Source organism: Anaerobacillus sp. 63XJN7_5_ISO-PGPR-S23-430 (genome assembly GCF_056173695.1).
This window is the reverse complement of record NZ_CM149686.1, coordinates 3,297,570-3,322,913: the sequence shown is the minus strand read 5'-3', so window position 1 is coordinate 3,322,913 and position 25,344 is coordinate 3,297,570. Positions and strand designations below refer to the sequence as shown.

At 40.2% G+C, this 25,344-nt stretch carries 32 protein-coding genes; 22 read left to right on the top strand and 10 right to left on the bottom strand.

The window, feature by feature from the left end; translation table 11 throughout:
• Position 1: 1 nt before the first annotated feature.
• The gene (locus tag AC0VYJ_RS17370) at positions 2-106 is read left to right on the top strand and encodes a methionine/alanine import family NSS transporter small subunit (protein ID WP_194218990.1); all 105 of its coding nucleotides are present in this window, start codon (positions 2-4) and stop codon (positions 104-106) included.
• Positions 107-148: 42 nt separating this feature from the next.
• Here the strand turns inward: AC0VYJ_RS17370 and AC0VYJ_RS17365 are convergent, their stop codons facing one another.
• On the bottom strand, positions 149-1,135 hold the full coding sequence (locus tag AC0VYJ_RS17365) for a M23 family metallopeptidase (RefSeq protein ID WP_475365730.1): 987 nt from the start codon (positions 1,133-1,135) through the stop codon (positions 149-151).
• A 183-nt stretch (positions 1,136-1,318) separates the two neighbouring features.
• Between AC0VYJ_RS17365 and lipA the strand changes: the two genes are divergently transcribed.
• Positions 1,319-2,206, top strand: coding sequence for a lipoyl synthase (lipA, locus tag AC0VYJ_RS17360; RefSeq protein ID WP_194218991.1), 888 nt, complete (start codon positions 1,319-1,321; stop codon positions 2,204-2,206).
• A 51-nt stretch (positions 2,207-2,257) separates the two neighbouring features.
• Here lipA and AC0VYJ_RS17355 read toward each other — a convergent pair whose 3' ends face one another.
• The gene (locus AC0VYJ_RS17355; RefSeq protein ID WP_303535528.1) at positions 2,258-2,917 is read right to left on the bottom strand and encodes a YhcN/YlaJ family sporulation lipoprotein; all 660 of its coding nucleotides are present in this window, start codon (positions 2,915-2,917) and stop codon (positions 2,258-2,260) included.
• Between the two features lie 126 nt (positions 2,918-3,043).
• Here AC0VYJ_RS17355 and AC0VYJ_RS17350 point away from each other — a divergent pair, with 126 nt between their 5' ends.
• Entirely contained in the window at positions 3,044-3,349 is a 306-nt protein-coding gene (locus AC0VYJ_RS17350) for a YutD family protein (RefSeq protein WP_194218993.1), read from the top strand.
• An 11-nt stretch (positions 3,350-3,360) separates the two neighbouring features.
• On the opposite strand, the gene AC0VYJ_RS17345 is transcribed toward AC0VYJ_RS17350, so the two are convergent.
• Together AC0VYJ_RS17345 and AC0VYJ_RS17340 are read right to left on the bottom strand one after the other, a co-directional pair.
• On the bottom strand, positions 3,361-3,630 hold the full coding sequence (locus AC0VYJ_RS17345) for a hypothetical protein (RefSeq protein ID WP_226615082.1): 270 nt from the start codon (positions 3,628-3,630) through the stop codon (positions 3,361-3,363).
• A gap of 49 nt (positions 3,631-3,679) precedes the next feature.
• Positions 3,680-3,952 (bottom strand): DUF3055 domain-containing protein, encoded by a 273-nt coding sequence (locus tag AC0VYJ_RS17340; RefSeq protein WP_098444844.1) that lies wholly within the window; start codon positions 3,950-3,952, stop codon positions 3,680-3,682.
• A gap of 180 nt (positions 3,953-4,132) precedes the next feature.
• Here AC0VYJ_RS17340 and AC0VYJ_RS17335 point away from each other — a divergent pair, with 180 nt between their 5' ends.
• Positions 4,133-4,579, top strand: a complete 447-nt coding sequence (locus AC0VYJ_RS17335) for a DUF86 domain-containing protein (protein WP_475367511.1) — start codon at positions 4,133-4,135, stop codon at positions 4,577-4,579.
• A gap of 165 nt (positions 4,580-4,744) precedes the next feature.
• On the top strand, positions 4,745-5,509 hold the full coding sequence (locus AC0VYJ_RS17330) for a TIGR01457 family HAD-type hydrolase (protein ID WP_430241781.1): 765 nt from the start codon (positions 4,745-4,747) through the stop codon (positions 5,507-5,509).
• Between the two features lie 32 nt (positions 5,510-5,541).
• On the opposite strand, the gene AC0VYJ_RS17325 is transcribed toward AC0VYJ_RS17330, so the two are convergent.
• Complete coding sequence (locus AC0VYJ_RS17325; protein WP_194218996.1) at positions 5,542-6,039, bottom strand: phosphatidylglycerophosphatase A family protein; 498 nt, start codon at positions 6,037-6,039, stop codon at positions 5,542-5,544.
• A gap of 167 nt (positions 6,040-6,206) precedes the next feature.
• Here AC0VYJ_RS17325 and AC0VYJ_RS17320 point away from each other — a divergent pair, with 167 nt between their 5' ends.
• Positions 6,207-7,208, top strand: a complete 1,002-nt coding sequence (locus AC0VYJ_RS17320) for a protein kinase family protein (RefSeq protein WP_430241778.1) — start codon at positions 6,207-6,209, stop codon at positions 7,206-7,208.
• A gap of 44 nt (positions 7,209-7,252) precedes the next feature.
• Here the strand turns inward: AC0VYJ_RS17320 and AC0VYJ_RS17315 are convergent, their stop codons facing one another.
• Positions 7,253-7,477 carry a NifU family protein gene (locus AC0VYJ_RS17315; protein ID WP_194218998.1) on the bottom strand — a complete coding sequence of 75 codons (225 nt, stop codon included), beginning with the start codon at positions 7,475-7,477 and terminating at the stop codon, positions 7,253-7,255.
• Between the two features lie 211 nt (positions 7,478-7,688).
• Between AC0VYJ_RS17315 and AC0VYJ_RS17310 the strand changes: the two genes are divergently transcribed.
• Complete coding sequence (locus AC0VYJ_RS17310; RefSeq protein WP_194218999.1) at positions 7,689-7,997, top strand: DUF1462 family protein; 309 nt, start codon at positions 7,689-7,691, stop codon at positions 7,995-7,997.
• Positions 7,998-8,078: 81 nt separating this feature from the next.
• Here AC0VYJ_RS17310 and AC0VYJ_RS17305 read toward each other — a convergent pair whose 3' ends face one another.
• A complete protein-coding gene (locus tag AC0VYJ_RS17305; protein WP_283153730.1) occupies positions 8,079-9,143 on the bottom strand; it encodes an NAD(P)/FAD-dependent oxidoreductase in 1,065 nt (354 codons plus the stop codon).
• A gap of 217 nt (positions 9,144-9,360) precedes the next feature.
• Here AC0VYJ_RS17305 and AC0VYJ_RS17300 point away from each other — a divergent pair, with 217 nt between their 5' ends.
• The 14 genes from AC0VYJ_RS17300 (at position 9,361) to AC0VYJ_RS17235 (ending at position 22,822) form a co-directional block, all read left to right on the top strand.
• On the top strand, positions 9,361-9,585 hold the full coding sequence (locus AC0VYJ_RS17300) for a DUF1450 domain-containing protein (protein WP_475365729.1): 225 nt from the start codon (positions 9,361-9,363) through the stop codon (positions 9,583-9,585).
• A 236-nt stretch (positions 9,586-9,821) separates the two neighbouring features.
• A complete protein-coding gene (locus tag AC0VYJ_RS17295; RefSeq protein WP_404683161.1) occupies positions 9,822-11,045 on the top strand; it encodes a NupC/NupG family nucleoside CNT transporter in 1,224 nt (407 codons plus the stop codon).
• A 136-nt stretch (positions 11,046-11,181) separates the two neighbouring features.
• A complete protein-coding gene (locus AC0VYJ_RS17290; RefSeq protein WP_226615075.1) occupies positions 11,182-11,421 on the top strand; it encodes a hypothetical protein in 240 nt (79 codons plus the stop codon).
• Positions 11,422-11,442: 21 nt separating this feature from the next.
• The gene (dapF, locus tag AC0VYJ_RS17285; RefSeq protein WP_430241772.1) at positions 11,443-12,303 is read left to right on the top strand and encodes a diaminopimelate epimerase; all 861 of its coding nucleotides are present in this window, start codon (positions 11,443-11,445) and stop codon (positions 12,301-12,303) included.
• Between the two features lie 327 nt (positions 12,304-12,630).
• A complete protein-coding gene (locus AC0VYJ_RS17280; protein WP_283153732.1) occupies positions 12,631-12,987 on the top strand; it encodes a HesB/IscA family protein in 357 nt (118 codons plus the stop codon).
• Positions 12,988-13,354: 367 nt separating this feature from the next.
• Positions 13,355-14,107 carry a sugar phosphate isomerase/epimerase family protein gene (locus AC0VYJ_RS17275; protein ID WP_475365728.1) on the top strand — a complete coding sequence of 251 codons (753 nt, stop codon included), beginning with the start codon at positions 13,355-13,357 and terminating at the stop codon, positions 14,105-14,107.
• A gap of 130 nt (positions 14,108-14,237) precedes the next feature.
• Positions 14,238-15,227: a LacI family DNA-binding transcriptional regulator gene (locus AC0VYJ_RS17270; protein ID WP_430241768.1), complete on the top strand. Its 990-nt coding sequence runs from the start codon at positions 14,238-14,240 to the stop codon at positions 15,225-15,227.
• A 90-nt stretch (positions 15,228-15,317) separates the two neighbouring features.
• Entirely contained in the window at positions 15,318-16,631 is a 1,314-nt protein-coding gene (locus AC0VYJ_RS17265) for an ABC transporter substrate-binding protein (RefSeq protein ID WP_226615069.1), read from the top strand.
• Between the two features lie 150 nt (positions 16,632-16,781).
• Entirely contained in the window at positions 16,782-18,128 is a 1,347-nt protein-coding gene (locus tag AC0VYJ_RS17260) for a carbohydrate ABC transporter permease (RefSeq protein WP_430241766.1), read from the top strand.
• A gap of 36 nt (positions 18,129-18,164) precedes the next feature.
• Positions 18,165-18,992, top strand: coding sequence for a carbohydrate ABC transporter permease (locus AC0VYJ_RS17255; protein WP_098444829.1), 828 nt, complete (start codon positions 18,165-18,167; stop codon positions 18,990-18,992).
• 22 nt (positions 18,993-19,014) lie between these two features.
• Positions 19,015-19,734 carry a ThuA domain-containing protein gene (locus AC0VYJ_RS17250; RefSeq protein ID WP_430241764.1) on the top strand — a complete coding sequence of 240 codons (720 nt, stop codon included), beginning with the start codon at positions 19,015-19,017 and terminating at the stop codon, positions 19,732-19,734.
• A gap of 24 nt (positions 19,735-19,758) precedes the next feature.
• Positions 19,759-20,787: a Gfo/Idh/MocA family protein gene (locus AC0VYJ_RS17245; protein ID WP_283153738.1), complete on the top strand. Its 1,029-nt coding sequence runs from the start codon at positions 19,759-19,761 to the stop codon at positions 20,785-20,787.
• A gap of 4 nt (positions 20,788-20,791) precedes the next feature.
• On the top strand, positions 20,792-21,832 hold the full coding sequence (locus AC0VYJ_RS17240; RefSeq protein WP_475365727.1) for a Gfo/Idh/MocA family protein: 1,041 nt from the start codon (positions 20,792-20,794) through the stop codon (positions 21,830-21,832).
• A 21-nt stretch (positions 21,833-21,853) separates the two neighbouring features.
• The gene (locus AC0VYJ_RS17235) at positions 21,854-22,822 is read left to right on the top strand and encodes a sugar phosphate isomerase/epimerase family protein (protein WP_475365726.1); all 969 of its coding nucleotides are present in this window, start codon (positions 21,854-21,856) and stop codon (positions 22,820-22,822) included.
• 55 nt (positions 22,823-22,877) lie between these two features.
• Here the strand turns inward: AC0VYJ_RS17235 and AC0VYJ_RS17230 are convergent, their stop codons facing one another.
• On the bottom strand, positions 22,878-23,699 hold the full coding sequence (locus AC0VYJ_RS17230; protein ID WP_430241757.1) for an SDR family oxidoreductase: 822 nt from the start codon (positions 23,697-23,699) through the stop codon (positions 22,878-22,880).
• 191 nt (positions 23,700-23,890) lie between these two features.
• On the opposite strand from AC0VYJ_RS17230, the gene AC0VYJ_RS17225 reads away from it, so the two are divergent.
• Entirely contained in the window at positions 23,891-24,082 is a 192-nt protein-coding gene (locus AC0VYJ_RS17225) for a hypothetical protein (protein WP_430241755.1), read from the top strand.
• Between the two features lie 49 nt (positions 24,083-24,131).
• Here AC0VYJ_RS17225 and AC0VYJ_RS17220 read toward each other — a convergent pair whose 3' ends face one another.
• Positions 24,132-24,260 carry a hypothetical protein gene (locus AC0VYJ_RS17220; RefSeq protein ID WP_276511800.1) on the bottom strand — a complete coding sequence of 43 codons (129 nt, stop codon included), beginning with the start codon at positions 24,258-24,260 and terminating at the stop codon, positions 24,132-24,134.
• Between the two features lie 24 nt (positions 24,261-24,284).
• The gene (locus AC0VYJ_RS17215) at positions 24,285-25,292 is read right to left on the bottom strand and encodes an NAD(P)/FAD-dependent oxidoreductase (RefSeq protein ID WP_430241753.1); all 1,008 of its coding nucleotides are present in this window, start codon (positions 25,290-25,292) and stop codon (positions 24,285-24,287) included.
• Between the last annotated feature and the right edge of the window lie 52 nt (positions 25,293-25,344).

Below are 25,344 nucleotides of genomic sequence, written 5' to 3'. Positions count from 1 at the left end.
TATGGGTGGTAGCGCGATTTTCATGATGGTAGTTGGAATGGTTATTATATGGGGTGGTCTTGCGGCTAGCATTTTGAATGCTGTAAGAGTATCGAAAAAACAATAGAACATAAAAAGAAGAACTAGCGAGCTAGTTCTTCTTTTTTGCTTACTTTTTGTTGCGTATTCGTTCCTGTCGTTCCCAGAGCCTCAACGAAGGATAGGGATCATACGACCATTCTGTTCTTCCGTTGTCTTTATAGATGCCATAGTGAAGATGTGGCGGGAACTTTCCAGCCGTTCCTTTTGGTCCATATCCAGAGCTACCAACATACCCAATGATTTCACCTGGCTGTACAACATGACCTTTCTCAATGCCTTTTTCAAACCCATTTAGGTGAGCATAGTAGTGGTAATTGCCATCGATATCCCGAATCCCGATCCGCCATCCACCGTATTCATTCCACCCCTTCGTTTCGACAGTTCCGTAACTTGTCGCTTTCACTCCAACACCATAAGAAGCGAAAATATCCGTTCCTTCGTGAATTCGAAGTCCGCCCCAGCCACGTCGATCGCCCCAAGTGCTTCGGTAACTATAGTTTGCGTGAAGTGGTACGGGAAAAGCATGCTTATCGAGTTTAAGCGTTTTGAATGTATGATAAACAGCACTATTACTTGTAATCGTCCTTACTGCCTGGTCACGATGATAATAATCCCAAAGACCAATTTGAATATCTTCTAAAGAACTTCCATATTGTTGTATGAAAGACCCAATTGTATAAAGTAGATCTTCGTCATTAGTACGCTCGGCTTTGCCATCTCCATTGCCATCGAGGCCAATTCCATTAAAGAACGATATCGAGATAGGATCGTGATCTTCTTTATTTGGATTCGTACTCCCAGACCATTTCTCAGGCGTAATATAGATAGCTATTGCACCTTTTTCACGAGGAATATCTTTTTGTGAGCGCCTAATGCTTCGTTCATATTGATCAATAGCAGCATAGATGTACCAGGGGACCTGTGTGACGGCTTCCATCTTATGAAATAACATCTTCCGTTCGCTTCTTAGTTTATCTTCGTCTATATCAGCAGCTCGAACGTTTATAGGGATGAGGAAGAAAAGAATAAGGATAAGAAAACTATATTTTCTCAAGTGTTTCTTCTCCTTTCGTAATTTGTCATTACACTTAGTTTGGTTTTCCGTGCGTAAATCATTAGAACTAAATAATGGAAGGTCTAAAGTCTTAATCCTCAATAGATTCACACTTTTTATAGAAAAGAATGAGTTACCTATGGTATTCTTTATTACAGAAAAGTAATAGGTGAGGTGAGTGTAGTGAGTAAGAAAGAAGAATATTTAAGAAAACCAGAGTGGTTGAAAATAAAACTAAATACAAACGAAAATTATAAAGGCTTAAAAAAGATGATGCGCGAGAAAAAGTTACATACGGTCTGTGAGGAAGCGCGTTGTCCGAATATTCATGAATGTTGGGCTGTTCGTAAGACGGCAACCTTTATGATTCTTGGTGATGTTTGTACTCGTGCATGCCGTTTCTGTGCAGTAAAAACTGGTCTTCCAACTGAGCTTGATTGGGCAGAGCCTGAACGCGTTGCGGATTCCGTTGAACAGATGGGACTAAAACACGTGGTCATTACCGCTGTAGCGCGAGATGATTTAAAAGATGGTGGCGCGGCTGTTTTTGCTGAAACCGTACGTGCTATTCGTCGTAAAAATCCGTTCTGTTCGATCGAAGTTCTTCCATCAGACATGGGTGGCCAATATGAAGCGCTTGAAACACTAATGGATGCGAAACCGGATATTATGAATCACAATATCGAAACAGTGGAGCGCCTAACGCCAAGAGTGAGAGCACGCGCAAAATATCGTCGTACACTAGAGTTTCTTCAGCGTGCAAAAGAAATGAATCCTGAGATTCCGACTAAATCCAGCATCATGCTAGGATTAGGTGAAACAAAAGAGGAAATCATTCAAACACTTGATGATCTTCGTGCACATGATGTTGATATTGTTACACTTGGGCAATATTTACAACCATCGAAAAAGCATTTAAAAGTAGAAAAATACTGGACGCCTCAAGAGTTTCTTGAGCTCAAAGATATTGCATTAGAAAAAGGCTTTAAACACTGTGAATCTGGTCCAATGGTTCGTTCGTCTTATCATGCTGATGAGCAAGTCAATGCAGCCAAGCAAGCTTCGAAGTAATGGATAAGTAATAATATAGATAAAAAATCGGCCTTTATCGGGCCGATTTTTTTACTTCGACATCATTTCTTTTCCATCTGTATCATTTAAGTCTTCATTCATTTCGCCCTTCATCTCACCGTTCTCGTTCTCTCCATCACTTACCTTTTTCCCTTGTGGCGCTTTCTTCATTTTGGCAATTGTTTCTTCTATGCTCTTCTCGAGTTCTCCATTTGCAGTGGAGGCATTTTGATATCGCTCGACCTCAGCAATCATTCCTTCTTCGTCAGAAACATAGACATGATAATATCTTGGAATGACAGAAAGAGCCGTTTTCTTTACTTGATCTGCAGTGGCATCACGATCTTTTGTTGTTGTTTTATAGCCAATGAGAACTTCTTCATCTGTTACTAGTGTTGCGACATCATTGACATAAGGTAAAACAATTGCCATTGAACCGATCATATCCGACATACGATCACGATCAAGGTAGGCTATGTTCTCGGGTTGTTTTTGAGAATTCATGTTGTTAGTATTTCGTGTATGACGCACATATCCAAAGCCACCCTTTTTGGACTTTTCCTGAGAGTTAGCGGTGTTCATACCGTATTCATCGGGATCCGTTTTAACAGGTGTTAAATCTGCGTGGTCAAAGGAATCTGTCGCATTTTCTCCCTGGCATGCCCCAAGTCCTAATACGAGTGGCAGTATGAGCAGAATTTGTTTTTTCAATAACATTCACCTCCATACTGTTATCATGACCGAACTCTGTTCCTTTTTTACTGGTATTACTTGGACAAACCGAATAAAAAAGGTATCATAAGACTAATGAGCCCATTTTGAAATGAGGGATAAAGAATGATAAAAGTAAATCAACATACGTTTGAGTTGATGAAGGATGAAAGAGAAGGTTGGAACGAAGAAGCTTTTCTTGCTCGATATAGTGAGATTTTGGATAAATATGATTACATTGTTGGGGATTGGGGCTATGGTCAGCTTAGATTAAAAGGATTCTTTGAGGACCGTAACCAAAAAGCAACTTTCGATACAAAATTCAGCACGGTGCTTGATTATTTATATGAATACTGCAACTTCGGCTGCCCTTATTTTGTATTAAAGAAGCAGAAGAAGGAAAAACCGAAGAAACAACAACAAGAAGCATAAGCCCTATGGGCTTATGCTTTGTATGGTTTTTCGGAGTCTTTTTCTGGATCATCGTGTGGTGGATGTGAGCCAGGGTCCTGACGAGGTAAATGTTGGTGAAGATTTTTATTTTCGTAATTAAATGCACTATAGGAACGCTGCCCTTCTCGCCAAGGTGAGGTTTTACCGAGCTTTTTATTCACCGGTGAACCGTATGGACCTTCTGGCGTATCTTCAGGGAGGACGTAATTTCGCCCTTTCTCTACGTTAGCGAAGTCTTGATAATCTTCTTCATCAAACATGAATAAACACCACCTTTAGGAGGTAGTGTATTCATTGTCTGATAAAATATTAGTGACTTAAGACTTCTCTCAAGAAGTTGCGAAGTTCTTCAGCATCTTCTTCATTGAGAGAGTAGGCATGCTCGAGATTTCCAGGCTCATTTAGATCATCGTGGCCGATAATTGCAAATTTGCCTCCTTGAATATCGAGGACTAACGATTTTCCATAAAAGCGATCTGATTTTACAATACAAAGGTCAAACCGATGATTGCTTCCCATAAAGCAGACGAACCTGGCTTCAGTGGCCTCCTGTTCGTCGTAGATGAGTCGTTCATCTTCCATCATAGCACCCTCCTTTTCTAGTTAACGCTATCATACCATCTTATGAGGCGTTCTCATACAAGCTTTCATTAGAAAATGTAAGCCGTTGCATTTTAAGATATGATAAAATGAAGAGAAGTATTTAATACCGTTTCAGAAAATGGTGATTGAATCATAAGTGTTAGAGGCAGGTGCATGAGTATGTATTTTGTGGATCGTAAGAATATAGAAGAACAGCTGGTTTATTTCGATAAAATGATTGTTCTCATGAAGGAAAGTTCTTTTCAAACAGAACTTCATTTTCTCGGATTAGAGCGAATTCATCACGTTGTCATTGAGAGCATGATTGATGTGGGGAACAGCATCATTGATGGGTTCATTATGCGAGATCCCGGGAGCTATGAAGATATTATTGAAATTCTAGCTGATGAAAAAGTAATTTCAACTGAAAATACTATTATGTTAAAAGAAGTCGTGGCCATGAGAAAACCACTAATGCAGCAATATGTTATGCTTGATCATGAAGCGTTGGAGCAAAATCTTCGGAAAAACCTCAGTGCACTAGAGCAGTTTCCTACTGATATAAGAACATACTTAAATCAAGAATTAGGGGCTGTTTCAGCTTTTCTTCCAGATAATGAAGATTGATGTTAAGGTAAACACACATTGTAAAGAAAGTAAGGTGTTTTTGATGAAAAGAGTAAGAAACGAGCAGCTGACATCTTTCATTCAAAACCCGAATATATGAACCGCTTTCATCAATGAAAGCGGTTTTCTTATGGATTGGATAAGTAGAAGGAGGATAAAAAGAACATGAAAAACTATAAAGGCTATTTAATTGATCTAGATGGTACGATGTATCGGGGCACTGAAAAAATTCACGAAGCAGTCGAGTTCGTGAAGCGTTTAAAGGAAGCAAATATTCCCTATTTATTTGTGACGAACAATTCATCAAAACGGAAAGAACAAGTTTCTGGTAAGCTTGAGGCGTTTGGTGTACCATGTACGCCAGATCACGTGTTTACAACAAGCATGGCAACAGCAAGTTATATCTCTAATAAGAAGCAAGATGCTTCGGTTTATGTGATTGGAGAAGAAGGCATTCGCGATGCCTTAACGGATGAAGGTTTAATGATTCAAGACGACAATCCAGACTATGTTGTCGTTGGGATTGACCGTTCAATCACATACGAAAAATTTGCGAAGGCGTGCATTGCCGTTCGAAACGGAGCTACTTTTATATCGACAAACGGAGATATTGCGATTCCAACTGAACGAGGATTGTTACCCGGTAATGGTTCATTGACGGCAGTCGTGACTGTTTCAACGGAAGTAGACCCTATTTTTATTGGGAAGCCTGAACCTATTATTATGGAACAAGCTCTTGCTCAACTTGGAACACCGAAAGAAGAGACGTTGATGGTTGGGGACAATTATCGCACCGATATTCTTGCAGGCATCAATGCCGGTTTGGATACATTGCTTGTTCATACAGGTGTAACAACGAAAGAACACTTGTTATCAGTCGAAAAGCAACCAGAGTACACAGCTCTTACGCTAGATGAATGGCAAATATAAAAACGCCCCTTGGGGCGTTTTTATATTTGCCATTATTCTGTTTTTTGAGCTCTATGGGCAAGTCGACTAGATGCAGCTGCCGCAATAGCTCCAACAATATCGTCGAGGTAGGTATGGCATGCACCACTGGATTTATCATTTAACTTTTCGAGAATACCAGGCTTTTGTTTATCGATAAAACCATAGTTCGTAAGGCCAATCGATCCATATACATTTACAATTGAAAGAGCGATGATTTCGTCTACGCCATATAGTCCTTCATCTTTCATTAATATATCTTGTAGAGGCTGATCTAGCAGTTTTCTTTCCGTAAGTTCGTCAAGCTGAATTCCCGTGAGCACTGCATTTTGCACTTCTCTTTTTGAAAGTACACGTTCTACATTTTGTATGCAAGTTTCCATTTCAAGGTTAGGGTGATATTTTTCTTGGAGATAGAAAACAAGGTCTGCGATATCTTTGATCTCGACACCACGTTCTTTTAATTTACTTCTCGCTGCTTGTTCTACAAGGTCCATAGGTTCTTGGCCCATTCTTGTCCCACCTAACTTTATAGTAAATTGGTATTGGATGTTATTGATTATATTAGTATATGGTAAGTCAGGAAGAAATATGACACTAAACTTCTGTGACTACTTTACACCGATTGGGCGCGCGGGGCATATAGTACGGTATTAAGACGAATTGCCGGAGGGTCAATATGCTTGAACGAGAGGTTTTTCATCAATATGGAATCGTTATAGATCAACATAATGTTAAAAATAGTGGATATTTGCTTCGTACATCTGATCAATCTGAATTTATTTTAAGACGTGCATTAAGTGAACAAGAAAGTGAATTTCCCTGGTATGTAATGGTTGCAAACTTTCTTAATCAACAGAATGAACCTACAATGTTACCGATTTCTTCAAGAAGAGGGAAGTATATAGAGACAATTCAGAATGAGGCGTATGTTCTTTATCAAAAACCGTATGATCGAAATATTCGCATTCATCACAATGATGGGAGTCGGCTAGCGCTATTTCATAGGAAAGCAGGTAATCTCCTAGCAGCTTATAGTGAATTACCAGAAATTCAACCTTGGCAGATGCGGTGGCAGTACAGGATAGACCAACTTGAATCTTTTCGTGAGGAATTGAAGAATCAGACTCAGCCTCTCAGAGAATTTGATGAATGGTTTATAGAAACATTCCCCTATTATTCTGGCTTATCAGAGAATGCGATTCAGTACATTGTGGACTGTGGTATTGACATGGGAATGAATCCATTTCAGATTAGAACTCTTGCGTTTAATCGGTATACAGCCAATTATCACCGTACATCTGAAGGGCTATTTCCGAATGATCTCATCCTTGACCATCCAGCGAGAGATCTTGCTGAGTGGATTAGATATGAGCTAGTTGAGGGCGAGGGGAATTTTGAAGGCATCAGGCAATTTATGTGGAATTATCATGAGAGGCGTACGTTAACTCAAATGGACTGGAATCTACTGTATGCTCGTTTGTTATTCCCTCTTCCATATGTAGAGACAGTGGAGCATTACTATAGTGATGGCAATTTAAAGGAGAAAGAAAAAAGTTTTGTGAATTTAAAGCAACTTGTGAGAAGAGAAGGAGAAAGGGAGGAAATGTACCGTTTGTTGTTTCAGGAATTGATGGGTGAATATGGCAAGCAAATGAGAAGAGTAGATTGGTTAAGTTAAAAATAAAAACCCCCTCCATGACAGAGGGGGTGGATGTGTTTGGTTTAAAATACTTGCTCGAGTTCAGTTACGCCAGGAACTTCTTCAAGAAGTGCGCGTTCAATACCTGCTTTAAGTGTGATAGTGGAACTAGGGCAACTGCCGCATGCTCCCATTAAACGTACTTTAACTACGCCTTCTTCGATGTCTACAAGCTCTACGTCTCCACCGTCACGCAGAAGGAATGGACGTAGTTTATTCAATACATCTTGTACTTGCTCTTGCATCATTCATCGACTCCCTTCATACTTCCATTATACTAATGATTAAGTTAAAAATCTATGTGCTAATGTAGAATGATTATAATTCTCATCCTAACTTTATCATGGTATGAATCCATATACAAGATTGGAACATGAAAAAGGCGAATGCTTCTTTTCTACATGATAGGAATAGGGTACAATGAAGGTAAATTGATTGAATAGAAAGGACGTTTTCACCATGGAAGAAGTACTCGTCTATGGAGCAGGTGAGCGCTGTGCAAGCTGTGTAAACTTGCCTTCTTCAGAAGAAACGGCTGAATGGCTTAAAGCGGCCCTCGACCGCAAGTATCCTGATCGCCAAATAGTCGTTCGATATATTGACATTCATAGTAAACTCTCCGGTTATGAGGCGGCTTTTGCTTCAAAAGTGATTGATGAAGATCTGTTCTATCCAGTTGTTGTCGTCCGAAATGAAATTGTGTCAGAAGGTAACCCTAAATTAAAAGACTTATATGCTGTTCTAGAAGACCGTTCTGCAACGGCTTAAATGATAAAACCCGTGAACAAATTTGTTCACGGGTTTTATCTTACGAAAAAGTATATTTACTTCTTATAAAGGTCAACCTTATTAACCGTTATGATTCTTATACATCCATAATATACCTGACTTGAGTAGACGAGGAACTCGGCCAGTAAGTGGACGATTCGCCATGACACCAAAGCCATGCTTGCTTCCGAGTGAGCCAAGCGTTCCTTTGATTTTAATTGGTGGAAGCGCAGGTGGCGTTTCTTTTTTCCATTGCTTCTGCAATACGAGAGCAATTTGTTCTGCTTGTTCCTCAGCAAGCTGAGCACTTGGTGCATGTGGCAAGCTTGCACAGTCTCCTACAACAAAAACATTCTCATGACTTGGAACAGAATGATAGTCATTTAATACAATACGCTTCTGGGCATCTTTTTCAACGTCAAGATCTCTTACGATTTTGTTAGGCTGGATGCCAGCTGTCCATACAATTGAATCACAGTGGACAGGCTCTCCATGATTAAAGAGCGTATTGGGTTCGACCTTTGTAATATTTGATTCACTAACAACTTCTACATTACGCTCCTCAAACCAGGATTGAACGTATTTTCCAAGTCGTTCTGGGAAGGCAGAAAGAATAGTGTGTCCTCGATCAAATAGCTTAATTTGAAGATCTGGCCTACTTTCATGAAGTTCACTTGCTAGCTCCACTCCACTAAGTCCTGCACCAACAATACCAACGACAGATTTAGCGCCGAGGTTGTTCAATACTTCATACGTTCTTCGAGATGAATCAATCGTTTGAATGCTTAGAGTATGAACATCTGCACCTGGTACGTTATGATACTTATCTTCGCATCCTAGTCCAATGACGAGCGTGTCATATGCAAGGTCATCATCGTCATTTAGGTGAATGACATTTGAATCTAGATTTATACTAGTGATTTCGCCGTATTTGATTTCTAGCTTCTTATGAACTGGGAATTGAACACGTATGTGATGATCACTTGCTGTTCCAGCGGCAAGGGCATAATATTCGGTTTTCATACTGTGATAAGGGTTGCGGTCAACAAGCGTAATTGTGAGGTCTTCTGGTAGATCAGATGCAAATAATTTCTGTAGGATACGCATACCACCGTATCCGCCGCCTAATAGCACTAGCCTTTTCATGATAAGAGGTCCCCTTTAATAAAATTGCATAACGCTGTCTCCCTATAATAAGTAGAAAAGATGAAGAAGAAATGATGAATTAGGAAGAAAAAAGGAAGCGACACGCGCTATAATATAGTTATACGATTCATTATGTTATGACAGTTAAAAGTATAGCGAAACTGTGACTTATGTACAATAACATTTCTTAAATGCTTAACTGAGGAGTGGCTTTACTGTGAAGACAATCGAATTTTGTGCGGGAAACTTGAGAGAGAATAAGCTCGTATGGGAGGCCCTGGAGAAGATCCACGATATTGAATTAATTGACTACGGCTGTCTTGGTTATTGTGGGAACTGCTACTCTGAGTCTTTTGCTATCGTAGATGGACGTTTAGTAAATGCGGATACATCTGAAGCTTTAATAGAGAAAATAATGCGAAAATTAATCGATGAAAATTAAGGGCTTTCATTGCTCAGTTTCTGTGTTATAATGACAAAGGTCCATTGAAGTCTAATAGAGAGAGAACGGACTTTTTATTTTCCGCGTACACGCGAAAAATGTCGAATATTCAGATAACAAAACACTGTTTGTAAGCGCTGTATTTAGCTAATTGCTATAATATTTCTATTTAAAATCTGGTAATGGGGTAGGCTATGCTTATAAACGGGTTCAATAATTAACAAGGGGTGTAAAATATGCAAATTTTATGGGGATTCGGTGGTATGGCTGTGTTATTTGCCATCGCACTAATCTTTTCTACAAATCGCAAAGCGATTAACCTACGTACGGTACTGGGTGCACTTGCCATTCAGGTTGCATTTGCATTTGTAGTATTAAAATGGGAAGCGGGTAAAGCTGCTTTAAAACAACTATCACTATTCGTTCAGGATATTATTGGATATGCAAATGAAGGAATTGGCTTCCTTTTCGGTGGCTTAATTGGAAATGAAGACATTGGAATGATCTTTGCATTTCAAGTACTAACGATCATTATTTTCTTCTCTTCTCTTATTTCTGTGCTCTATTACCTTGGAATTATGCAGTGGGTTATCCGTATTCTTGGTGGAGCAATTTCATGGGCGCTTGGAACAAGTAAAGCGGAGTCACTCTCAGCTACTGCAAATATCTTTGTTGGTCAAACAGAAGCGCCACTTGTCATCAAACCTTATTTAGATAAAATGACGAAATCAGAACTTTTTGCAGTTATGACAGGAGGACTTGCTTCGGTAGCTGGTTCGGTCCTAATTGGTTATTCTTTATTAGGTGTACCGCTTGAGTATTTACTAGCGGCAAGTTTCATGGCAGCACCAGGTGGATTGTTAATGGCTAAGCTCATCATGCCAGAGACTGAAACACCAGAAACAGCGAAAGAAATTAAGATGGAAAGAAACGAAGATCACGTAAACGTGATTGACGCTGCTGCACATGGTGCATCAGACGGTCTGAAACTTGCTTTAAACGTTGGAGCGATGCTTCTTGCGTTTATCGCATTGATTGCCCTGCTAAACGGTTTACTTGGAGCAGTAGGTGGATGGTTTGGCGCAGGAAGCATAACGATTCAGCAAATTCTTGGGTATATCTTCTCACCACTTGCCTTTGTTATTGGTGTTCCGTGGCAAGATGCTGTTCAAGCAGGTAACTACATTGGACAGAAGTTAATTCTTAATGAATTTGTAGCTTTCTCTTCTTTCGGTCCAGAAATTAGTGCTGGGAACCTAACTGACAAATCAGTTGCGATTATCAGTTTTGCTCTTTGTGGATTTGCGAACTTCTCTTCTCTTGCTATTCTACTTGGAGGCCTTGGAGGTCTAGCGCCTAAACGTCGTCCTGAAATTGCAAAGCTTGGAATGCGCGCAATCCTTGCAGGTACGCTTGCAAACCTTTTAAATGCTGCAATCGCAGGTATGCTAATTTTCTAATTTTGAAAGCCTCTTTTATAGAGGCTTTTTTTTATATCGTTTTGATTGGTTGTATTGAAAACGGAAGGCGAAGCGGTGTTGTTTTTTGCCTGTTTTACGGTATACTTGTCTAAATAATAGACAGGGGGGATCACTCGTGAGTAGCTTTGAACATACATTGCCATATGATCGTATGATGGGGGACGTCTATGTTCCGCATTGTCCATTTTGTCATAGTGAGAATGTTTTAACGCCTATGACAGAACGAGATTACCAACAAGGTTGTGAAGAAATCAAAACAAGACTCGTGATGCCTTGCTGTAACGGCAAGCTCATGATTGAGAAAATTGATAGTGATTATTTCTGGACGACAGAAGCTGTTCGAAAGAGCCATTAAAATATAGAAAGAGTGAAAGCATTGCAAGAGATAACATATACAAAAATGCATGGTCTTGGTAACAATTACATTTACATCAACTTATTTGAGCAAAAGTTAGAAGAAAAGAACCTTCCTCAATACGCAAGAGAAGTATCGGATGTTTACACTGGTATAGGATCGGATGGAATGATCTTGATTTGCCCATCCGATCAAGCAGAAGTGAAGATGAGAATTTTTAATAAAGATGGTTCTGAAGGGAAAAACTGTGGCAATGGCCTCCGCTGCGTAGCTAAGTATGCATATGAAAACCAGCTGGTTTCTTCAACGAAATTTGCCATTGAAACGCTAGCAGGACTTGTACAGGCAGAAGTTCATTTAGCGGGTGATCGTGTGGAGACTGTTACGATTGATATGGGGAGACCGGAGTGGACAAGAGGAAGTCTTCCAATGATCGGAAATTCAGAAGACGAAGTTATTGATGAAACGGTGTTTTTTGAAGAAGAACCGCTTCAAATGACGGGAGTATCGATGGGGAATCCTCACATGGTGATGTTTGTCGATAATATAGAAAAGGCTCCTCTCACAACAGCAGGACCTTATTTTACAGATCATCAGCTATTCCCAGAAAGTATTAATGTTGAATTTGTTGAAGTAGTCTCTAGCAGTGAATACCATTTTCGAGTATGGGAGAGAGGCTCTGGTATTACTCAAGCTTGTGGAACAGGCGCATGTGCAGCAGTAGTAGCAGGCGTATTAAATAACAAAACATTAAAGGGTACAGAGGTGACAGTTCATCTCGCAGGCGGCGATCTGGAAATTACGTGGGATGAAGATGATCACATCTGGATGACAGGTCCAGCAGTGACGATATCAACTGGAGTTTATTATACAGGGAAATAACTAGATATTTGTAAATGATAGGATATTGATTTAGAATAATAAGTGGTTATGAATAGAAGGATCATTCAAGACTCCGACTGTGAAAAGATACGGCGTGAAATTCTATGCGCAAAAATGACTCAAGCCGATATAGTACTTGGCTTGAATTACCCGGAACTATTGGCATATGGTCAAAAACTTGATAAGAAGCATAATCTGATATTACAGTTGAAATACAATCATCAGGCTAGCGAAGTGAGTATTTCTGTTTGATAGTGTTCAATTGTTGAGCTTAGTTCTATAGCACGATATACTAATAGTAGCATTACGGTGATTGGAGGGATTTAAATGATCCATTTATCTGAAGCTGCAGCAGCACAGGTAAAAGAAATGATGAAGCAAGAAGAAGGCGACAATCTTTATTTACGCGTAGGTGTTAAAGGTGGCGGCTGTACTGGTTTAAGCTACGGCATGGGCTTTGATACAGAAATGAAGGAAGATGATCAAGCTCTCGACGCTCAGCATGGCGTAACGATTATTATGGATAACGAAAGCGCACCCGTTTTAAACGGTGTGAATATTGATTATAAACAAAACATGATGGGCGGCGGATTCACCATCGATAATCCGAACGCGATCGCATCATGCGGCTGTGGTTCTTCGTTTAAAACAGCGACCAACGCTGGTACGCCGGAGAATTGTTAAGAAATTAAATATCGGATAGGGTGAGTCATGACCCGTATCTTAAAGCTTCTCCAACGTTCAATTGTTTATTGAACGTGTGGGGGAGTTTTTTTAATACTCTCTTTCCATTATAGGTTTTGCCTTAAGCTCTCTGAACAATTTATGAGCTTTTTAAATGTAACCTTAATCCAGATTCAATAATGAAAAATTTCTTTTTTTATGTCTAAAAAAAGGGATTTTAGTCGTTCCATCGAACACAGTGATGGTGAAGAAAATTTATCTTCTATGAGAGTTAACATTCAAACGATCAATTTGTAAATTTACAAATTGATCGACTTTGCCAGGAAGAATGGAATGTCTATTCTAATTATGAAAAGGAGTGTCACACATGATTGAAATTGGAGTTGGGTTACAACTTTACACGTTGAGAAACGAATGTGACAAGGATTTCTTCGAAACGTTAATAAGAGTAGAGGCCATAGGCTACGAAGGTGTTGAACTTGCAGGATTGCATGGATATGAACCATCAGAGGTGAAAAACAAATTAGATGAACTTGGGTTAAGCGTCATTGGACATCATATCCCGATTGAGCGGATTGAAAACGATTTGGAAACTGTTATAGAGGAACAAAAAGTACTTGGAAACAGCCGAATTATTTGCCCGTGGCTTCCACCTGAAAGAAGAAGTCATGAGGGCTTTTTAAAGGTAGCTAAGATCATGAAGAATGCAGCGGAAATTTGTACTGAGCATCAAATGGAATTAGGATATCACCATCATGATTTTGAACTTGGTCGAAGTATTGAAGGTAGTGAGCTGTTCGGAATTTTAGAGGCGCATTCTTCCATTCAGGCTGAATTTGATATTTATTGGCTTAACCAGGTTGGTCATGATCCAGTTGAGTGGATGCAAAAGTTCTCAGGTAGAACACCAATCATTCATTTAAAGGACCGCTCGGATGATGAGAGAGAAGCAACGGCTATTCTTGGCACTGGTAACATTGCGATTCAGGAAGTAGTGGAGCAGGGGCAGGCATGCGGCGTAAAATGGTGGGTTGTTGAGCAGGATGAATGTGATGTTGATCCGATTGAAAGTGTGACTCAGAGTTATAAATATTTAAGAGAAATACAGCTAAAAAAATAAAATGGTTAAAATATTCAAAAAAATAATGTTGAAGATTCTGTAAACTTACGTTATGCTGTTTGTAATCGATTTCATGAAATCGGTTACAAACGAAGGGAGGTTCTTTTGTACTTTCTGAGGAGGATGAAACATGGCAACAATTGCTGATGTCGCACACTATACAGGTCTATCACGAGCGACTGTGTCACGTGTCATCAATGATTATCCACACGTAACTAAAGACAAGCGTGAATTAGTTCATAAGGCAATGAGGGAACTAGGTTACTTTCCTAATACATCAGCTAGAAACTTGCGAAATCGAAGAACAAATCTAGTAGCTGTGTTAATTCCAAGATTAACGAATCCGTTTTTTACACTGGTTCTTAATGGAATTGAAAGCGTGGCTGAAGCGAATGGATTTCAATTGATCATTTGTCAGACGAAATCTAGTAAAAAGAAGGAACTCGAATACTTGAATTTGTTACAGACGAAGCAAGTTGATGGTGTTATTTTCACTTCGATTGAAAATAATTGGGAAGAAATTCAGTCCTACACGGCACATGGACCGATTATACTTTGTAATGAATATCATCACGATGCGACGGTACCAATGGTTCGATTGAATCAAGTTCAGGGGAGTTATTTAGGAACAAAGCATTTAATTGAGCGAGGACATAAGCGGATTGCTTATTGTATGGGCTCAACAAGCGGGTTGTCTAATGATCGCCGTAAAGGAGTCTTTCAAGCGATTGAAGAAGCTGGCCTAGAAATAAAGCCAGAATGGATCTTCCAAGATACATACACAATGGAAGACGGTGTAAGAACGTTTAACAAAATTCTTGAATTAACTGAACGACCAACGGCTATCTTTACCGGAGGAGATGAAGTGGCAGCTGCAATGGTGAAGGAAGCAAAGCGAAATGGATTAGATGTTCCGAAAGATATAGCGATACTCGGATTTGACGATCAGCCAATTGCCAGCTTAATTGAACCAGAGCTAACAACCATTTATCAACCCGGTGCAGAAATTGGCGGACAAGCTATGTCTATTTTTATTGATTGTTTAAAAGGGCAGTGTGAGCGTACAACTCAAAGTGTTAAAGAATTACCACTATCGCTTGTTATTCGTAACTCTACATAACTTGCGATAAATGTAAGCGTTAACTTGTTTATTGAAATCGATTACAATTTTGAAATCGATTTCAACCAAATCTAAGGGGGATTTAGTATTATGCGAATTATGAAGAATAGTAAACTACTTTTTATCGTTTTGGCTCTTATCCTAGTTCTATCGGCATGTAGTTCTTCAAACAATTCTTCAAGTAATAACAACAGTTCTGGTGATGAAAATGCAAGTTCAGGTGACGAAGAGAAAGTAACACTCGTTTATGCGCGTGGTAAAGATGCAACAGGTGCAACCGATGTAATGGTTGAGGAATTTATGAAGCAAAACCCGAATATCGAAATCGAATTCCGCGAGATGCCGACCGACACAGGAGCACAGCATGATGCTTATGTCACAATGTTGAACGCTGAATCATCAGAAATTGATGTATTCGATATCGATGTAATATGGCCAGCTGAATTCGCTCAAGCAGGATATGTGCTTCCATTAGACCGTTTTATTGAAAAAGACGGTATTAACATGGACGATTACAACCAGGGACCAGTTACGGCAGCAACATTTAACGGAAAGCAGTGGGCGATGCCTAAATTTATTGATACTGGTATGCTTTTCTATCGCTCTGACTTAGTATCTGAAGCTCCAAAAACGTGGGATGACTTGATGACTCAAGCTTCTGAGTTAAAAGGTGAAGACGGTACGAAGTTTGGTTACCTCATGCAAGCGAAGCAATATGAAGGTCTTGTAACAAACGCAGTTGAATTTGTCGGTTCTTACGGCGGTGCGTTTATTGATGAGAATGGAGAAGTTGTTATCAATAGCCCTGAAGCGATCAAAGGTATTTCAAAAATGGTTGAAATCGCAAACTCTGATTTCGTTCCAGGTAACATCAATACGTTTACTGAAGTAGAATCTCATACTGCATTTATTGAAGGTCAATCTCCATTTATCCGTAACTGGCCATATCAATTCGCACTTGCGAATGATGAAGAACAGTCTAAGATTGTTGGAAACGTAGAAGTAGCTCCACTTCCTGAAGGTGACGCTGGTTCTGCTTCAGCCCTTGGCGGTTGGATGGCAGCCATCAATAATTTCTCTGAACATCCTCAAGAAGCATGGGAGTTCTTGAAGTTTATGACTGGTAAAGAAGGACAAAAAATTGATGCAATTAAAGGTTCACACGCTCCAACAATTCCTGCTCTGTTCGAAGATGAAGAAATTATCGAAGCGAACCCATTCTTTGGAGAAGAAGGATTCCAAACAGCTCTTGAAGCAGCGGTTTCACGTCCGGTAGCACCAAACTACCCTGAAATCTCTGAAATCATTCAAATTCACATTTCTAAAGCGATCGCAGGAGAAGAAACTCCTGAAGAAGCAGCGGCTGCAATGGAAAAAGAAATGAATGAAAAGCTAGAAAAATAATAGAGAAGGTCATTAGCCTTCAATACGAAGGCTAATGTCTTTCCTACATATTCTTTGAAAGAAATTTCATAGTATCAAAAAGCGGTGTTTAGTTGCGATCTTAACTGAGTGAGCAACAAGACACTTTTTCCTAAAGAGAGGAGCGTTGGTATGCAGACAGATATCGATCCAAAAGAGCCTATTAAAGTGGAGAAACAGCCCAAAAAGAAGAAAAAAAACGATGCGGTTGTCGGTTATTTACTTCTTGCCCCAGCACTGATCCTAATTCTAGCAATTTCTATTTGGCCAGTTTTCCAGTCATTTTATTTTAGTCTTTTCGACCTTCGTCTCAATGAACCAACTAAATCAGAAGTCCATCTCGATTATCAAATTGACCTGGACCGCTATTTGCAAAACTATCCCTTCCTAGTCGGGGCAATTAATTCTGAAATTGATAATGGAAATTCAAGTGAAGAGCTGACCGAGATGAAAACAACATTAGAAAATCTCGATGCCAGTATTAAAGAAAACCCGCAAGCAGCAGAAAATTATGACGTGATTAATGAAAAGCTAGACAAGTTTGAAAATATTCCTGACGATATGAAGTACGTTGAAATTGATGAAAGCGTAGCAGAGGATTTTACGTCTTCCGTTAAAACAATCAATAATGATTTAATGTCGATCAATGAAAATGGAAGTTTGGAAAAAGGCGATAAGATTGTTGGTTTATCATCCGCACTAACTGAAATTGTTGTTGAACCGAACTTCATTGGACTTGAGCATTACAAAGAAAATTTAACTGATCAGCGGATGTGGAAGTCTCTTTGGAACACGAGTGTATTTACATTTATTTCTGTTCTAGCTGAGCTCATACTTGGTCTAGCGATTGCTCTCCTTATTAACAAAGCTTTCTTAGGGCGAGGATTAATTCGTGCAAGTATCCTAATTCCGTGGGCGATTCCAACAGCGGTAGCAGCCCTCATGTGGAAGTTCCTTTATGATGGTCAAAACGGTATTGTAGCGAAGCTCTTTGAAGATGTTGGATTGATCGATCGCATGTCGATGCTTCTCACTACGGATACAGGTGCAATGTTCTCTGTTATCTTCGCTGATGTGTGGAAAACGACACCATATATGGCTTTACTTCTTCTAGCAGGACTGCAAACGATCCCATCTTCCCTCTATGAAGCCGCATCAATTGATGGAGCGAATAAGTGGAAGCAGTTTGTAACGATTACATTACCACTTTTGAAAACAAGTCTTCTCGTTGCTCTCTTATTCCGTACTCTAGATGCATTCCGAGTGTTTGACTTAATTTATGTATTAACTGGCGGAGGTCCAGCGAATTCAACCGAAACGATCTCGATGCTCGCTTATACATTGATGTTTACTCAGACAAACTTTGGTGAAGGTTCAGCTATTTCAGTAGTTGTATTCATCTGTGTTGCCATAATTTCTGGAATCTTTATTAAATTACTCGGTGCAGAACTAATAAACGACGGAACTGGAAAGAAATGAGAAAGTATTTTATCATGAAGAAGGAGGGACAGCCAGATGAATAAGAAAGCGGGACCGATGTTTTACGTTTTCCTAGTTGTGTTTGTTTTTGTTGTCATGTTTCCGTTCTTATGGATGCTTGCAAGTTCGATTAAACCACTAACAGAGCTCTTTGGTGAAAAAGCGTTCAATCCTTTTACGAATAACCCAACTCTACAAAACTATGTATCCGTTTTCGTAGATTATCCTTTCCCTCGCTATCTTTGGAACAGTACCGTTGTAGCGACAATTACGACTGTGTACACCGTACTGGTCGCTTCATTCGCTGCTTATTCCATCGCGCGTCTGAATTTTAAAGGAAAACCGATTATATTGGGGATTGTCTTATCTGTATCCATGTTCCCACAAGTAGCGACGATTTCACCAATCTATATTTTTCTAAAAAACTTAGGTCTTACAAATAGCTATCTTGGCTTAATCATCCCGTACACAACGATCACGCTGCCATTATCGATCTGGCTTCTCGTTACGTTCTTCCGTAAAATTCCGTTCGATCTTGAAGAAGCAGCGAAAATCGATGGAGCATCACTATGGCAAACGTATTGGAAAGTGATTATGCCACTTGCTGTACCAGGTATTTTTACAACAGCCATTCTCGTATTTATTGCAGCCTGGAATGAATTCTTGTTTGCCCTTACGATTAACACGGCTGATAAGTTTAAAACGGTCCCGGTCGGAATTGCCCTGTTTCAGGGTCAGTATACGATCCCTTGGGGAGAAATTTCAGCAGCGACCGTTGTTGTAACCGTTCCTCTTGTCATTATGGTTTTGATTTTCCAAAGAAGAATCGTGTCAGGATTAACATCAGGTTCAGTTAAAGAATAGATAAAAATAGGAGTGGATTTTAATGCTAAACGTAACCGTATGGAATGAAAATCGTCATGAACAGAGTAGTGAAGAAGTAAGAAGCGTGTATCCAAACGGAATTCACGGTGCCATTGCTGAATTTCTAAAAGAGGATTTTGAAGTGAAAACGGCCACTTTGGACGAGCCTGAACATGGTTTATCTGAAGAGGTGCTGAACAACACGGACGTTCTTCTCTGGTGGGGACATATCGCGCATGAAGAAGTATCTGATGAAATTGTGAATCGCGTTCATCAACGAGTTCTTGATGGAATGGGGCTTATCGTCCTTCATTCTGGTCACTTCTCTAAAATTTTCAAGAAGCTAATGGGGACAGGCTGTGATTTGAAATGGCGTGAAGCGGATGAGAAAGAGAGAATGTGGATTGTCGATCCAACCCATCCGATTGCGGAGGGACTTGGTGAGAAAATTGAGCTTGAGAGAGAAGAAATGTATGGTGAGCATTTTGATATCCCAGCACCAGATGAACTTGTGTTTGTAAGCTGGTTTGAAGGCGGAGAAGTCTTCAGAAGCGGTTGTACATATAAGAGAGGACAAGGAAAGGTTTTCTATTTCAGACCTGGTCATGAGACATACCCAACTTATTACAATAAAGAGATCCAGCAGGTTATGAAAAATGCTGTAGCCTGGGCTAAACCTACGACGATACCAAAGCCAGTCTATGGAAATGCAAAACCGCTAGAAACCATCGCGTCTAAATAAGAGATTGATTGAGGAGGAGAAACCATGAATGAATTAAAAATTGGTGTTATCGGATGTGGGAGTATTGCGAAACACCGCCATTTACCAGAATACGCGGCAAACACACAAATAAAAATTGCTGCTGTGTGCGATATTGTGAAAACAAGAGCAGATGAAACAGCGGTTCTTTACGGAGCAAAGTCCTATGAAAGCTATGAGGAGCTACTGCAAAATAGTGAGATTGATGCGGTCAGCGTTTGTACGCCAAACTACCTTCACGCCCCGATTTCTATTGCTGCATTAAAAGCAGGAAAGCATGTTCTTTGCGAAAAGCCAATGGCAACGTCACGTGCAGATGCAGAAGAAATGATTGAAGCGGCTCGCACAAGTGGGAAGAAATTAATGATTGCTCACAATCAACGCTTCGTTCCTTCCCACGCAAAGGCGAGAGACATTCTAGCAAGCGGTGAAATTGGCAAAGTATATAGCTTTAGAACAGCTTTTGGACATCCTGGACCTGAAGGTTGGAGTGTGGATGGGAAAGATAGCTGGTTCTTCGAGAAAGAGAAAGCATTTATTGGAGCAATGGGAGATCTTGGTGTGCATAAGACCGATCTTATCCGCTATTTATTAAATGAAGAGATCGTAGAGGTAGGCTCGTTTGTTGAAACAAGTGCGAAGGAGTTTGCTACAGTTGATGATAATGCAGTGTGTATTTTAAAATCTGAAAGCGGTATTATTGGAACGCTAGCTGCAAGCTGGGCTTATACAGCGAGTGAAGATAATTCAACGATTATCTATGGCGAAAAAGCGATTCTTAGACTTGAAGACGATCCAGTGAATTCGCTTGTTGTTCAGTATCAGACAGGTGAAGTGGTGAAATATGAGCTTGGTGGTATTCAAACAAATGATAGCGGCGGCCAATCGAGTTCACAGGTTATCGACAAGTTCGTAGATAGCATTGTGTCGGATAAAGACGTTCCTGTAAGCGGTATGGAAGGGATGAATTCTCTTCAAGTGGTTCTCGCAGCACTAGAATCAAATGAAACGAAGAAAATCGTTAACCTGAGGTGATCAAGTGAATAAATTACGTATGGGGATTATCGGGTCTGGCGGCATCGCCCAGTCCCGGCATATCCCAGCATACCAGCAGCTCTCTGAACAAGTAGAGTTGTTTGGTGTTTATGATGTCGATTATGAAAAAGCGCAGCAGGTAGGGCTTTCTTGTCATATTCCTAATGTGTACGAGCATGTACAGGATATGCTAAATGAAGTAGATGCCGTTACGATTTGCACACCGAATAAATTTCATGCGGATCTAGCTGAGCAAGCTCTACTCGCAGGTGTTTATGTTCTCTGTGAAAAGCCAATGGCGATGACAGTTGCAGAATGTGATCGGATGATTGCAGCAGAGAAAAAGTCTGGCAAAATCTTATCCATCGCTTATCATTATCGCTTCATGAAGGAACCGCGTGCGGCACGTCAACTTATTCAAGAGAATGAAATCGGTGATCCAATGGTTGCAAGAGTTCAAGCCCTTCGTCGCCGAAAGGTTCCTGGCTGGGGCGTGTTTACGAATAAACAGCTTCAAGGCGGCGGTAGCTTAATAGATTATGGATGCCACTTTCTTGATTTAAGTATGTGGCTAATGGGCAACGCGAAGCCTGTTGAAGTGTCAGGAACAACATACAATCGTTTAAGCAAAACACCTGAACAAGTGAACCAGTGGGGAGCATTTGATCACGAGACGTTTAATGTGGATGATCATGTCACGGCATATATCCGTTTTGATAATAATATTTCTATGCTCTTTGAAACATCCTGGTCAGCCAACATTGCAGAGGACAAAGAGTCTGTTAGTATCTCCGGTAGTGATGGGGGTCTCGATGTTTTTCCATTTCAATTAAATAAAGCTCAGCACGGCATGCTTTTAAATACGAGCAGTCAATGGGTACCAGGAGATGAGGACCCAGGATTGCCTCAAGCTGCGAATTTTGTGAACAGCTGTCTTGGACTAGAGGAACCGATCGTAAAATCGGAAGAGGCGAGACGTGTGTCACAAGTAATTGAAGCAATTTATGAAAGCTGTACAACTGGGAGAAGCATTCGACTTGATTAAAAACATAAGAGGAGTGGTCCTATGAAACTAGGTGTATTTACTGTACTATTCTCAGATAAGTCATTCGAAGAGATGCTCGATCATGCGAAAGCATCTGGACTTAAAGCGGTGGAAATCGGAACGGGAGGTTATCCAGGTAATGCTCATTGCAATCTGGATGAATTGCTCGAAAGTGAAGAGAAGCGCTTGGAATATCTTGATAAAGTTCATTCAAGAGGACTCGAAATTAGTGCTTTTAGTTGTCACGGAAATCCGATTTCTCCTGATAAGAAATTTGCTGAGGAGTGCCACGACACTTTCGTTAAGACTGTGAAATTAGCATCGGCAATGAACGTTCCAGTAGTGAATACATTCTCAGGAACGCCCGGTGATAGCGAAGACGCGAAAAACCCAAATTGGCCAGTAACGCCATGGCCAGCGGAGTACTCAAATATTTTGAAGTGGCAATGGGAAGAGAAGCTAGTTCCTTATTGGAAAGAGTGGGGGCAATTTGCTAAGGATCATAATGTGAAAATAGGTCTTGAACTTCATGGTGGTTTTCTTGTCCATACACCTTACACGATGCTTAAGCTTCGTGAGCTAACTTGTGACGCAATCGGTGCAAACCTCGATCCAAGTCACATGTGGTGGCAAGGAATTGACCCTGTCGCAGCCATTAAAATTCTTGGAAAAGAAAATGCGATTCATCATTTCCATGCGAAGGACACGTATATCGATCAGGATAATGTGAACATGCATGGATTAACAGACATGCAGCCCTATGGAGAAGTGAAGACACGAGCATGGACGTTCCGTTCTGTTGGTTGTGGACATAGTAATCAAGAATGGTCTCACATGATGAGCGCACTTCGTACATATGGCTATGACCATGTTGTAAGCATTGAACACGAAGATCCACTTATGTCTATTAACGAAGGCTTCCAAACGGCTGTTAAGAACCTTCAATCTGTTTTAATTGTTGACCAGCCAACTGAAATGTGGTGGGCTTAAGTTTATTTATAAAGAAACCCCGATGCTCGTTGCATCGGGGTTTTGCTTCCTTGTCTTACTCTGTTTCCTTTTTCCATTGCTCATCGATTAACATCTTACCAGGCCAAGTATACGCCATAATACCACCATCAGCTGTAATATCCTCACCTGTCACATAAGAGCTATCATCAGATGCTAAGAAAAGAGCGACCTTCGCCATTTCATCCGGGCGGCCAAGTCTACCAAGTGGTGTAATCCACTTATTCGCATCTCTAAATTTCTGACCCATTTCTTCTTCTTTTGAACCTGCAAGCTCATCAATTAGTGGCGTTTCAATCGTACCTGGAGAGAGAGAGTTTACTCGAATTCCCTGTCTTGCATAGTCAATCGCCATGGCTTTCGTAAAGTTTGTAATGCCACCTTTTGCTGCGTTGTAGCCTGAACGATCCAGATCAGCTGCTCGACCTGACATCGATGACGTATTAATAATCGATCCGCCGTTATCCATCATGAGTGGAAGTAAGTATTTGCTTGTTAAAAATGTACCGCGCAAGTCAACTGAAACAATACGATCGAATAATTCGACTGGGTATTCGTGGACTTTTCCACCTTCCTGGTCAACCCCTGCGTTATTAAAGAGAACATCAATCGTGCTATATTCCTCTTTGACTTGGTTAGCAAAACTCGTTACGCTATCCTCACTTGATACATCAACGTGGAAAGTTTTTACATTACCTCCGTTGTTATTTAGCTTCTCAGCTGTTTTACTCATCTCTTCTGTATTAACATCAGCACATAAAACCGTAGCTCCTTCTTTTGCGAAAAGCTCAACAGTGGCTTGTCCAATACCAGTTGCAGCTCCAGTAATTACCGCTGTTTTATTTTGTAATCTACTCATTGATAAGTCCTCCTGTAAACAGATTATTTTAAGTCTATTTTGGGTTTACCCGCTTCAAGAAGAAAATAATCACAAGGAATGTGCTGTTAAGAAAATATTTTTCATGGAAAAATACGGTACTAGTGTAAACTATTTGTCATATCTCAAGAATTCTGACGGTGATAAAATGACTGTATAAGGAGGGGGTTTTGTTGTTTACTGTAAAGATACATGAAGAGGGATCTGGAGATTTAGAGGTGGAGAATTTTGAAGTGCGCTATCAAGCTAATGTCGCATTTAAAGAAAAAACGCTCACATACTCTAATCGTTCAGGGCGTTATGAAATTACGTTGAATGGTTCAGGTGAAGAAATTCTAGCAACCAAAGTAGGGCTTGGTTGGTGAAAACATACATATTAAAAACCCCGTACAAGTGTACGGGGTTTTTAACGTCTTAGTGAGAAGAATGGAAAAGGTTTTGTTTAACGGTTTTCCAGTTCGGTTTTGGCGTATCTTTAAGACTTTTATAAAGAGAGAAGCCAAGACCTGCTATCATCACGATGATAAAGAGAATCTCATCCATGTGTACCCCTCACTTTCCTTGAACTTACTTTTTTTTATCGAAAAGACTAGTGCTGTGAAGCGGCTGTACCTTTGCATCAGGATCCATATAGGATTTTGCATTATTAACAGCTGTTGGTGCTTCACCAAATCCAGAGGCGATAAGCTTTACTTTGCCGTCATATGTAGCAACATCACCAGCTGCATAAATACCAGGAATGTTTGTTTCCATTTTGGTATTAACAACAATGGAGTTCTTTTCAATATCAAGGCCCCATTCTTTAATTGGTCCAAGGGAAGAAATGAAGCCGTAGTTCACAATAACTGCATCCACGTCTTTCGTTATTTTCTCTTCACCTTTAACTTGCTCGAGAACAACCTGGTTAATGCGTTCTCCGTCACCAATGAATTCAGTAATGTTATACGGCGTTTGAATGTTTACAGAAGAGTTCATAAGCTGTTCAACGCTGTGTTCGTGAGCTCTGAACTTATCGCGACGGTGAATAAGTGTTACTTCCTCAGCAATTGGCTCAAGCATATTAGCCCAATCTACTGCGGAATCTCCTCCACCAGCAATAAGAACTTTTTGTCCTGCAAATGCTGTGAGATCATTTACGAAGTAGTGAAGGTTCTTTCCTTCATAAAGATCAGCACTTTCTACTTTCAAGCGACGAGGTTGGAAGGCCCCAACACCAGCAGTAATAATAACCGCTCGCGTATAATGCTCTTCTCCTGTGTTTGAACGGAGGTAAAGAGTGCCGTCTTCTTGTTTTGTTACTTCTTCAACAGACTGCTCCAAAGCAACCTCTGGTTGAAATTGATTCGCCTGTTCGACAAGATTATCGACAAGATCTTGTGCGAGAACTTTTGGAAAGCCAGCGACGTCATAAATGTATTTTTCAGGATAGAGTGCAGAGAGCTGCCCTCCAAGCTGTGGCATACTTTCAATAATCTTTACTTTAAGTTGGCGCATACCACCGTAGAATGCGGTAAATAAGCCAACAGGACCTCCACCAATAATCGTTATATCATAAAGTTCATGTTGGTCAGTCATAAGTCAGTCCCCCTATAATTTATTCAATGTGCTTTCATTATTATAATCATAA

What these genes read in the sequence shown, in the direction of transcription:
- AC0VYJ_RS17215 (WP_430241753.1), bottom strand. Translation starts at nt 25,292, where the DNA reads ATGACTGACCAACATGAACTTTATGATATAACGATTATTGGTGGAGGT.
- AC0VYJ_RS17350 (WP_194218993.1), top strand. Translation starts at nt 3,044, where the DNA reads ATGATAAAAGTAAATCAACATACGTTTGAGTTGATGAAGGATGAAAGA.
- AC0VYJ_RS17270 (WP_430241768.1), top strand. Translation starts at nt 14,238, where the DNA reads ATGGCAACAATTGCTGATGTCGCACACTATACAGGTCTATCACGAGCG.
- AC0VYJ_RS17230 (WP_430241757.1), bottom strand. Translation starts at nt 23,699, where the DNA reads ATGAGTAGATTACAAAATAAAACAGCGGTAATTACTGGAGCTGCAACT.
- AC0VYJ_RS17250 (WP_430241764.1), top strand. Translation starts at nt 19,015, where the DNA reads ATGCTAAACGTAACCGTATGGAATGAAAATCGTCATGAACAGAGTAGT.
- AC0VYJ_RS17320 (WP_430241778.1), top strand. Translation starts at nt 6,207, where the DNA reads ATGCTTGAACGAGAGGTTTTTCATCAATATGGAATCGTTATAGATCAA.
- AC0VYJ_RS17345 (WP_226615082.1), bottom strand. Translation starts at nt 3,630, where the DNA reads ATGTTTGATGAAGAAGATTATCAAGACTTCGCTAACGTAGAGAAAGGG.
- AC0VYJ_RS17335 (WP_475367511.1), top strand. Translation starts at nt 4,133, where the DNA reads ATGTATTTTGTGGATCGTAAGAATATAGAAGAACAGCTGGTTTATTTC.
- AC0VYJ_RS17295 (WP_404683161.1), top strand. Translation starts at nt 9,822, where the DNA reads ATGCAAATTTTATGGGGATTCGGTGGTATGGCTGTGTTATTTGCCATC.
- AC0VYJ_RS17370 (WP_194218990.1), top strand. Translation starts at nt 2, where the DNA reads ATGGGTGGTAGCGCGATTTTCATGATGGTAGTTGGAATGGTTATTATA.
- AC0VYJ_RS17220 (WP_276511800.1), bottom strand. Translation starts at nt 24,260, where the DNA reads ATGGATGAGATTCTCTTTATCATCGTGATGATAGCAGGTCTTGGCTTC.
- AC0VYJ_RS17310 (WP_194218999.1), top strand. Translation starts at nt 7,689, where the DNA reads ATGGAAGAAGTACTCGTCTATGGAGCAGGTGAGCGCTGTGCAAGCTGT.
- AC0VYJ_RS17330 (WP_430241781.1), top strand. Translation starts at nt 4,745, where the DNA reads ATGAAAAACTATAAAGGCTATTTAATTGATCTAGATGGTACGATGTAT.
- AC0VYJ_RS17275 (WP_475365728.1), top strand. Translation starts at nt 13,355, where the DNA reads ATGATTGAAATTGGAGTTGGGTTACAACTTTACACGTTGAGAAACGAA.
- AC0VYJ_RS17265 (WP_226615069.1), top strand. Translation starts at nt 15,318, where the DNA reads ATGCGAATTATGAAGAATAGTAAACTACTTTTTATCGTTTTGGCTCTT.
- AC0VYJ_RS17305 (WP_283153730.1), bottom strand. Translation starts at nt 9,143, where the DNA reads ATGAAAAGGCTAGTGCTATTAGGCGGCGGATACGGTGGTATGCGTATC.
- AC0VYJ_RS17280 (WP_283153732.1), top strand. Translation starts at nt 12,631, where the DNA reads ATGATCCATTTATCTGAAGCTGCAGCAGCACAGGTAAAAGAAATGATG.
- AC0VYJ_RS17255 (WP_098444829.1), top strand. Translation starts at nt 18,165, where the DNA reads ATGAATAAGAAAGCGGGACCGATGTTTTACGTTTTCCTAGTTGTGTTT.
- AC0VYJ_RS17260 (WP_430241766.1), top strand. Translation starts at nt 16,782, where the DNA reads ATGCAGACAGATATCGATCCAAAAGAGCCTATTAAAGTGGAGAAACAG.
- AC0VYJ_RS17340 (WP_098444844.1), bottom strand. Translation starts at nt 3,952, where the DNA reads ATGGAAGATGAACGACTCATCTACGACGAACAGGAGGCCACTGAAGCC.
- AC0VYJ_RS17235 (WP_475365726.1), top strand. Translation starts at nt 21,854, where the DNA reads ATGAAACTAGGTGTATTTACTGTACTATTCTCAGATAAGTCATTCGAA.
- AC0VYJ_RS17325 (WP_194218996.1), bottom strand. Translation starts at nt 6,039, where the DNA reads ATGGGCCAAGAACCTATGGACCTTGTAGAACAAGCAGCGAGAAGTAAA.
- AC0VYJ_RS17245 (WP_283153738.1), top strand. Translation starts at nt 19,759, where the DNA reads ATGAATGAATTAAAAATTGGTGTTATCGGATGTGGGAGTATTGCGAAA.
- AC0VYJ_RS17315 (WP_194218998.1), bottom strand. Translation starts at nt 7,477, where the DNA reads ATGATGCAAGAGCAAGTACAAGATGTATTGAATAAACTACGTCCATTC.